General features: G+C 67.3%; 6 protein-coding genes and 2 pseudogenes. 5 read left to right on the top strand and 3 right to left on the bottom strand.

The genetic code is table 11. The features are described 5' to 3' along the window. Nucleotides 1-83: 83 nt before the first annotated feature. A pseudogene (locus H7J73_RS17965) lies at nucleotides 84-221 on the bottom strand (ATP-dependent DNA ligase); the annotation flags it as partial. Between the two features lie 174 nt (nucleotides 222-395). Between H7J73_RS17965 and H7J73_RS17960 the strand changes: the two are divergent. Together H7J73_RS17960 and H7J73_RS17955 are read left to right on the top strand one after the other, a co-directional pair. Next, on the top strand, nucleotides 396-1,529 hold the full coding sequence (locus H7J73_RS17960) for a ferredoxin reductase (protein WP_264068903.1): 1,134 nt from the start codon (nucleotides 396-398) through the stop codon (nucleotides 1,527-1,529). Nucleotides 1,530-1,538: 9 nt separating this feature from the next. Continuing rightward, entirely contained in the window at nucleotides 1,539-2,777 is a 1,239-nt protein-coding gene (locus H7J73_RS17955) for a fatty acid desaturase family protein (protein ID WP_264068901.1), read from the top strand. Here the strand turns inward: H7J73_RS17955 and H7J73_RS17950 are convergent. Further along, on the bottom strand, nucleotides 2,774-3,172 hold the full coding sequence (locus H7J73_RS17950) for a YybH family protein (RefSeq protein ID WP_264068900.1): 399 nt from the start codon (nucleotides 3,170-3,172) through the stop codon (nucleotides 2,774-2,776). The genes H7J73_RS17955 and H7J73_RS17950 overlap by 4 nt on opposite strands. A 19-nt stretch (nucleotides 3,173-3,191) precedes the next feature. Here H7J73_RS17950 and hrpA point away from each other — a divergent pair, with 19 nt between their 5' ends. Further along, a complete protein-coding gene (gene hrpA / locus H7J73_RS17945; RefSeq protein ID WP_264068899.1) occupies nucleotides 3,192-7,115 on the top strand; it encodes an ATP-dependent RNA helicase HrpA in 3,924 nt (1,307 codons plus the stop codon). Here hrpA and H7J73_RS17940 read toward each other — a convergent pair. Next, the gene (locus H7J73_RS17940; RefSeq protein WP_264068898.1) at nucleotides 7,112-7,972 is read right to left on the bottom strand and encodes an NAD(P)H-dependent flavin oxidoreductase; all 861 of its coding nucleotides are present in this window, start codon (nucleotides 7,970-7,972) and stop codon (nucleotides 7,112-7,114) included. The two genes, hrpA and H7J73_RS17940, sit on opposite strands and share 4 nt — an antisense overlap. A gap of 167 nt (nucleotides 7,973-8,139) precedes the next feature. Here H7J73_RS17940 and H7J73_RS17935 point away from each other — a divergent pair, with 167 nt between their 5' ends. After that, the gene (locus H7J73_RS17935) at nucleotides 8,140-8,436 is read left to right on the top strand and encodes a hypothetical protein (protein ID WP_264068897.1); all 297 of its coding nucleotides are present in this window, start codon (nucleotides 8,140-8,142) and stop codon (nucleotides 8,434-8,436) included. 57 nt (nucleotides 8,437-8,493) lie between these two features. Next, nucleotides 8,494-8,895 (top strand): annotated as a pseudogene (locus tag H7J73_RS17930) (DUF222 domain-containing protein); the annotation flags it as partial.

Raw genomic sequence — 8,895 nt, 5'->3', positions numbered from 1 at the left:
GTCGTTCTCGTGTTCTGCGCTTCCCTTCGTGCATCGCCGCCACCCACGCAGCCGGGGACTGTAGGGCGCGGCGACCGTCGCCCCGCCCGCCCACGCAACACCCGCAGCACGGTCAACGGCCGGCCGGCCAGTATCCGGTCGGCGATGGCGTCCAGGTAGTCGACCAGGTCGCGTTTGGTGGCCCCGGCGTCCGGGGTCAGGGGCTGGTCGAGGTTGGTCAGCTCGACGCCGTCACGTTCTCGCTGGTGGCCACCACGTCATTGTTCCCGCGTTGTCATCGTTCCCGCGTTCACACGCGATGTTTGACGGTCGGCGACATCGGGGTAGTCGGTGCACAGGTGTTCACTGAAGACCGTTCACTGAACCATCCGTCTCGACCAATGCAGGGAGCCGCGATGAATTCGAAGATTCGTAGTCTGACCCGCTGGAGCGCCGCGCCCGCCAAGGACGTGGAGACTGCCCGTTCACCGAAGATCAACCTGCTGCGGGGGTTGGCCGCGCGGGCCACCACGCCGTTGTTGCCGGACGACTACCTGAAATTGCTCAACCCGTTGTGGTCGGCGCGCGAACTCCGCGGGGAGATCGTCCAGGTCAGCAAGGAAACCGAGGACTCGGCCACCGTCACCATCAAACCCGGCTGGGGTTTCACCGGCGATTACCTGCCGGGTCAGTACGTGGGTATCGGCGTGCGGATCGACGGTCGCTGGCACTGGCGGTCCTACTCGCTGACGTCGATCCCGCGTCGCGACGAGAAGCTGATCTCGATCACCGTGAAGGCGACGCCCGAAGGCTTCCTGTCCAGCCATCTGGTCAACGGCGTGAAGCCGGGAACCATCGTTCGTCTGGCCGCGCCGAAAGGGGACTTCGCGCTACCCAACCCACCGCCGCCGAAGGTGCTGCTGGTGACGGCGGGCAGCGGCATCACGCCGGTGATGGCGATGCTGCGATCGCTGCAGCAGCGCGGACATCGCCCCGACATCGTGCACATCCACTCGGCCCCGAGCGCCGACGACGTCATCTTCCACGACGAACTGCGCGATCTCGCCGACGGTGAGAACGAGTACGCCTTGCATCTGCGCCTGACCAAGGACGACGGCCACCTCGAGTTCGGCGACGACCTCGACAGCCTCGTCCCGGACTGGCGGGAACGGCCGACCTGGGCGTGCGGCCCGCCTGACATGCTCGACACCATCGAAACCCGGTGGACCGACTCGGATGCGCTGGCCAACCTCCACATGGAGCGGTTCGTCATCGCCCGCACCGACAAGGGTGGCGAGGGTGGCACCGTCACCTTCGCCGTCTCGGACAAATCGGTCGAGGTCGACGGCGCGACCTCCCTGTTGGAGGCGGGCGAGAAGGTCGGCATCCAGATGCCCTTCGGCTGCCGGATGGGTATCTGCCAAAGCTGTGTGCTGCCTTTGGAATCGGGCCACGTCAGAGATTTCCGGTCGGGCACCGAACACGGCGAGGGTGACCGCATTCAGACCTGCATCTCAGCTGTATCCGGCGACTGCACCATCAACATCTAGGAGACTTTTATGGCTATCACCGATATCAAGGAATACGCCCATCTCAGCGAGGCCGACGTCGAGGAGTTGGCCCGCGAACTGGACGCCATCAGGACCGACATCGAGGAATCCCGCGGTGAGCAGGACGCCCGCTACATCCGCAGAGCCATCCAGCTGCAGCGTGCGTTGGCCGCGGGCGGTCGAATTGCCTTGTTCGCCAGTGGAAACAGGGCGGCCCGCATCGCCGGGACCGGCATGCTGGCGACGGCCAAGATCATCGAGAACATGGAATTGGGCCACAACATTACCCACGGTCAGTGGGATTGGATGAACGACCCTGAGATCCATTCGACCGAATGGGAATGGGATACCACCTCGCCCAGCGTCCACTGGAAGAAGTCGCACAACTACATCCACCACAAGTACACCAATGTCGTTGGGATGGACGATGATATCGGCTACGGCATCATGCGACTGACCCGCGATCAACGCTGGGAACGGTGGATGATCGGCAACCCCGTCTACAACCTGCTACTCGGCACGCTGTTCGAGTGGGGAGTGGCTGCGCACGGCCTGGAAACCACGAAATTCCGCAAGGGCGAGAAATCCAAGGGTGAAGTGCTGCGCGACCTGAAGATCATCGGCCGCAAGGTTGGTAAGCAGGTCGGCAAGGACTACCTCGTCTTCCCCGCCCTGGCGGGCAAGAACTGGAAGCAGACGCTGAAGGCTAATGCCGTGGCGAACCTGATCCGCAACTACTGGTCGTACGCCGTCATCTTCTGTGGCCATTTCCCTGACGGCGCAGAGAAATTCACCAAGGAGGAGTACGACACTGAGACCCACCCGGAATGGTATCTGCGACAGATGCTGGGCTCGGCCAACTTCCACGCCGGTCCGGTGATGGCCTTCATGAGCGGCAACCTGTGCTACCAGATCGAGCACCACCTGTTCCCCGATCTGCCCAGCAACCGGTACGCCGAGATCGCCGTGCGGGTGCAGGCGCTGTGTGACAAGTACGACCTGCCCTACACCACGGGTTCCCTTGCGCGGCAGTATCTCCAGTCGTTCATGACGATTGCGAAGCTCGCGCTGCCGAACCGTTTCCTGCAGGCCACCGCCGACGATGCGCCCGAGACGCATTCGGAGCTGAAATTCCGGATTAGGGGCGGCGTCCGCGACACCTTCGGGGTCGACCCCGCCACCGGCAAGCGTCGCGGGCTGCGGACCGCCATGTGTGAGCTTCAGTCGACGGGGATTGCGACCACCTAGGCCTCGTCGGGGGCCGTCGACAGATGCTCGTGCACCGCGACCAGGTCCTCGCCGTCGAGCACGAAGACAATCGTCTCCCGCTCACGGGTGGCGGTGTGCTCCTCGCCGACCGAGGTGACGGTGTCGACGGTGTGGGTGAACACGGCGACCTCGCCGTAGATCTGCACGAGCTGAGCCGTGCTCTGGCACGACACCACCCGCCAGCCGTCCTCGAGCCAGGACGCCCACAGCTGTTCGTAGGCAGCCCGGTCATCGAGGCGGTGCGGCTCGGGATGAAAGACGAAGGTGGCGTCGGGGGAGAAGCAGGCGAAATAGGCCGCGGTGTCGGTGGCGCCGAAGGCCGCGATCAGTTCTTCGGCGGCGGTCAGCACACGAGCGCGAGTCAACGTTGTCATAGCGCCTATCCTTGCCGGGGTGTCCAGACCGTCCGTAGATGAGGTACGCGAGCTTCGCGCGCGTCTTGACGGTGTGACCATCCGTGACGCCGCCCGGCTCGACCGCCGGCTGCGCGGTGTGCGTGGCGACAACCCCGCCGCACTGGCCAAGATCGGCCAGCAGATCGCTGCCGCGGAAGGCCTGATCGCCACCCGGGCGGCGGCGGTTCCGGTCATCACCTATCCGGATCTGCCGGTCAGCGAGCTGCGTGGCGAGATCGCGTCGGCGATCAGCGCCAACCAGGTCGTCGTCGTCGCAGGCGAGACGGGCTCGGGCAAGACCACCCAGCTGCCCAAGATCTGCCTGGAACTCGGGCGCGGTATCCGCGGCACGATCGGGCACACTCAGCCCCGTCGTCTGGCCGCGCGGACCGTCGCGCAGCGCATCGCCGACGAACTGGCGGTGCCGCTCGGCGATGCCGTCGGGTACACCGTCCGCTTCAACGACCATGCCAGCGACCGCACCCTGGTCAAGCTGATGACCGACGGCATCCTGCTCGCCGAGATCCAGCGCGACCGGCGTCTGCTGCGCTACGACACGCTGATCCTCGACGAAGCCCACGAACGCAGCCTCAACATCGACTTCCTACTCGGCTACCTGCGGGAACTGCTGCCGCGGCGGCCCGACCTCAAAGTGATCGTCACCTCGGCGACCATCGAACCCGGCCGGTTCGCTGAGCATTTCGGCACCGGCGGGGCGCCGGCCCCGATCGTCGAGGTGTCGGGCCGCACCTATCCCGTCGAGATCAGGTACCGGCCGCTCGAGGTTCTCGCGGGCGCCGACGAGGGCGAGGATCCCGACGATCCCGACCACGAGATCGTCCGCAGCGAGATCCGCGACCAGACCGAGGCGATCATCGACGCGGTCCGCGAGCTCGAAACCGAGCCCCCCGGCGACGTGCTGGTGTTCCTGTCCGGAGAACGGGAGATCCGTGATACCGCCGAGGCGCTGCGGGGGGTGGTCAGGAACACCGAAGTGCTGCCGCTGTACGCCCGGCTGCCCACCGCGGAGCAGCAGAAGGTGTTCGAGCCGTCGCACACCGGCCGCCGCGTCGTGCTGGCCACCAACGTCGCCGAGACCTCGCTGACCGTGCCCGGCGTCCGCTACGTCGTCGACCCCGGCACCGCCCGGATCTCCCGCTACAGCCGTCGCACCAAGGTGCAGCGGCTGCCCATCGAGCCGATCTCACAGGCGTCGGCGGCCCAGCGGGCCGGCCGGTCCGGACGCGTCGCGCCCGGCGTCTGCATCCGGCTCTACTCCGAACAGGATTTCGACGCACGCCCGCGCTACACCGACCCCGAGATCCTGCGCACCAACCTGGCGGCGGTGATCCTGCAGATGGCCTCGCTGCAGCTGGGCGATATCGAGGCGTTCCCCTTCCTGGATCCGCCCGATCAGCGCAGCATCCGCGACGGTGTGCAGCTGCTGCAGGAACTCGGCGCCTTCGACGGGCATGGCGCGATCACCGATCTCGGCCGGCGCCTGGCCCAGCTGCCGCTGGACCCGCGAATCGGGCGGATGATCCTGGCGGCCGATGCCGAAGGCTGTGTGCGGGAAGTGCTGGTGCTGGCGGCAGCACTGTCGATCCCCGACCCGCGGGAAAGGCCGTCGGATCGGGAGGAGGCGGCGCGGCAGAAGCATGCCCGGTTCGCCGACGAGCACTCGGATTTTGTTTCCTACCTGAACCTCTGGCGCTACCTGGGCGAGCAGCGCACCGAGCGGTCGGGTAGCTCGTTTCGGCGGATGTGCCGCGATGAATTCCTGCACTATCTGCGAATCCGCGAATGGCAGGACCTGACCGGGCAGCTGCGCAGCATCGCCAAGGACATGGGTATCAGGGAGTCCGGCGACCCCGAGCCGGCAGACCCGGCCCGCGTGCACGCCGCGCTGATCGCCGGGTTGCTCTCGCATATCGGTCTGCGGGAAGGGGAGACCCGTGAATACGCGGGGGCGCGGAACTCGAAGTTCGTGTTGGCGCCCGGCTCGGTGCTGACCAAGCGCCCGCCCCGCTGGATCGTCGTCGCCGACCTCGTCGAGACCAGCCGACTGTTCGGGCGGATCGCCGCACGCATCGAGCCCGAACCCGTCGAACGCATTGCGGGGGATCTCGTCAAGCGCAATTACAGTGAGCCGCACTGGGATTCCCAGCGCGGCGCAGTGATGGCCTGGGAGCGCGTCACGCTCTACGGGCTGCCGCTGATCCCGCGCCGCCGCATCGCTTACGCCGACATCGATCCGGAGGCGGCGCGCGACCTGTTCATCCGGCACGCGCTCGTCGAGGGGGACTGGCAGACCCGCCACCACTTCTTCCGCGACAACACGGCGTTGCGGGAGGAACTGGCCGAGCTCGAAGAACGCGCCAGGCGGCGCGATCTCCTCGTCGGTGACGAGGAGATCTACGCCTTCTACGACAAGCGGGTGCCCGCCGAGGTGGTTTCGGTGCGGCACTTCGACGGTTGGTGGAAGAAGCAACGTCATCGCACGCCTGATCTGCTCACGTTCACTCGAGATGACTTGCTGCGCAACGATACTGATGCAGCTGATCAGCCCGATTCCTGGCAGGCCGGTGACCTGTCGTTGCCGGTCAGCTACCGCTTCGAACCGACGGCCGAGGACGACGGTGTCACGGTGCACGTCCCGGTCGAGGTGCTGGCCCGCCTTGGCGGCAACGAGTTCTCCTGGCAGGTGCCTGCGCTGCGGGAGGAGCTGGTCACGGCGTTGATCCGATCACTGCCAAAAGACCTGCGCCGCAACTTCGTTCCCGCACCCGATACCGCGCGCAAGGTATTGGCGACGATCGAGCCGGGGCCGGAACCGCTGCTGGAATCCGTGCAACGCGCGCTGCAGCGGCTCTCGGGCCTGCTGGTGCCGATCGGCGCCTTCGATATCGAGAAACTTCCGCCACACTTGCGGGTGACGTTCGCCGTCGAAGCCGCCGACGGCACCGAGCTGGCCAAGGGTAAAGACCTCGAGGCGCTGCAGGAGAAGCTCGCCGCCCCGATCCGGCAGGCCGTCGCCCAGGCAGTGGCCGGTGGGCTGGAACGGGCCGGACTGCGGTCCTGGCCCGACGATCTCGACACGCTGCCACGCACAGTCGAATCCACTACCGGTAGCCGCACGGTGCGTGGCTACCCGGCGCTCGTCGACGCGGGTGCTGCGGTGGACCTGCGGGTGTTCGCCACCGCAGCCGAGCAGGCTGCGGCCATGCCATCCGGCACCCGCCGACTGCTGAGGCTGGTCGTGCCGTCGCCGCTGAAAGCAGTCGAGAAGGCGCTGGACACCCGGACCCGACTGGTCCTCGGCTCGAACCCCGACGGCTCGCTGGCCGCCCTGCTCGACGACTGCGCCGACGCTGCAGTCGCGGTTCTGGCACCCGGATCTGCCTGGACCAGAGCCGAATTCGAAGGGCTCCGGGCCAGGGTGGCCGCCAATATCGTGCCCACCACGCTCGACATCGTCGGCCGCGTGCAGAAGGTGCTGGGCGCCGCCCATGAGGTGGAGCTGGCGCTGCCCGATCGGCCGCTCGCGGCCCACGCCGAGGCAGTGGCCGATATTCGCGCGCAGTTCGCCCGTTTGCTGCCAGGCGGTTTCGTCGCAGCCACCGGTGCGCAGCACTTGGGTGACCTCACCCGCTATCTCACGGCCATCGGCCGTCGGCTGGACACCCTGCCACGTGGGGTGGTCGCCGATCTGGACCGGATGCGGCGGGTGCACGCGGTGCAGCAGGAGTATGACGAACTGGGTGCGGCGCTGGCCCCTGGCCGCGCTGCCGCCGACGATGTCCGTGAGATCGGCAGGCAGATCGAAGAACTCCGGGTCAGTCTGTGGGCGCAGCAGTTGGGCACTCCGCGCCCGGTCAGTGAGCAGCGCATCTACCGGGCCATCGACGCCGTTCGCGCCTAACTCCAGCGGCTCAACATTTCCGCTGCCTCGGCGCACAACCGCTGCACCACCTCGGCCGCCGAGTGCACCGCGGTCAGGCCGCCCACGCCCTGTCCGGCATTGATCGACGTTATCTCGTTGCGCAGCACTCGTTCTGGGAGATGCGACGGCCAGGTGTAGCCGTCGGCGATGTCGAATTCACGGGTGAGCATGGTGTCGGTTTCCCGCGCGGCGAGGAGAGCCTGACGCGTCGTCTCGGAACTCAGTGATTCGGTGCAGGCGGCGAATGCGGTGCCCAGCCACGCTCCGGACGCCCCGGCGGCCAGGACCGCGGCCAGCCCACGGCCGGACGAGATGCCGCCTGCCGCGAGCACGGGTATCTCGACCCCATCGAGGACAGCCGTCAGCAACGGCAGGGTTCCGATCTGCGGCTCGCCGTGACCGCCGCCCTCGGCGCCGCGCGCGACCAACACGTCAACGCCTGCCGCTTGCGCCCGTTGTGCTTCGTGCAGATCGGCGATCTGGGTGGCAGTGGCGATGCCCGCGTCGTGGACCTGTGCCACCCACTCCCATGTCGAGGCGAAGCTGACCGAGATCAGTGCCGGGTTGGCCGCGATGGCAGTCGATAGCAGCAGTGGGTCGCGCGCCATCGAGACCTCCACCAGGCCGATCCCGAATGGCCGGTTGAGGCCTGCGAAGAACGCGAGCTGTTCGGTCAGCTTCGAGGCCGAGCCGGTGCTACCCATCCCGACCATGCCCAGCCCACCCGCTCGGGAGACCGCCGTCGCCAGTGCGCCGCCTGCCGTCCCGCCCATCGGTGCGTTCACGATCGGTGCGGTCATGCTCAGCGCGCGAGACCACTCGGTCGATAAGGCCACGGGGTTCAGGTTAGCGGCGCCTGTTTCGTCGGTGGTTCGACCTAGTGTTCGAGTAGGGCGTCGATCGTGGTGACCAGGCATGAGGATCCGGTGTTCGCCGCCCTCAATGCTGTCGACGCGGCCGTTGCGTCGGTGGTTCGACCTAGTGTTCGAGTAGGGCGTCGATCGTGGTGACCAGGCATGAGGATCCGGTGTTCGCCGCCCTCAATGCTGTCGACGCGGCCGTTGACACTCTGCTCTCCGCAGAGGTGAGCTCTCGCTCGACCCGTGAGCAGGTGCAACTTCTGCGCCGCCTGGAGATCATCGCCAGCCGGCTGCCTGCCGTGGGGCACCGCCTGCTCAGCGCGCTACGCGAGACCGCCACCCCGCCGAGTTGGGTGACCCGCTGGCCACCGCGGTCGCCAACGCCCTGCACATCACCCCCCACGAGTCACCCCCCACGAGGCGAAAACCCGGGTCGCTGACGCCGCCGAACTCGGCCCCCGCCGNGCCCTGTCCGGGGACCCCATGGCGCCGTGGCNGCCGNCTTGTGCTCCGGGGAACTCGGTCAACTCAACGGCCTCCCCGCCACCATCATCGTCACCACCACCGTGACCGAACTCGAATCCGGCACCGGGCACGCCCTGACCGCCGGCGGCACCCTGCTCCCGATGACCGACGTGCAACGCCTGGGGCGGCACGCCTTCCATTACCTGGTCATCTTCGACCGCAACGGCCTACCCCTGGACTTATGGCGCACCCGGCGCACCGCCTCCCCCAGCCAACGGATCGTGCTACTAGCCCAAGACCGCGGCTGCACCCGCCCCGGCTGCACCGCCGACGGGCACCACACCGAAGTGCACCACCGAATGGCTACCCCCACCCCACCTCGACACCGGCCAACACACCACCAACGCCTACCACCACCCCGACCGACTCCTCAG

Source organism: Mycolicibacterium komossense (assembly GCF_025822605.1).
Lineage (GTDB): Bacteria > Actinomycetota > Actinomycetes > Mycobacteriales > Mycobacteriaceae > Mycobacterium > Mycobacterium komossense.
Note: the sequence above shows the minus strand (reverse complement) of the source record. Positions and strands in the feature narration are given on the sequence as shown.

Excerpts from the sequence above, each read along its gene's own strand:
- H7J73_RS17960 (WP_264068903.1), top strand. The coding sequence starts at position 396 with ATGAATTCGAAGATTCGTAGTCTGACCCGCTGGAGCGCCGCGCCCGCC.
- H7J73_RS17955 (WP_264068901.1), top strand. The coding sequence starts at position 1,539 with ATGGCTATCACCGATATCAAGGAATACGCCCATCTCAGCGAGGCCGAC.
- H7J73_RS17950 (WP_264068900.1), bottom strand. The coding sequence starts at position 3,172 with ATGACAACGTTGACTCGCGCTCGTGTGCTGACCGCCGCCGAAGAACTG.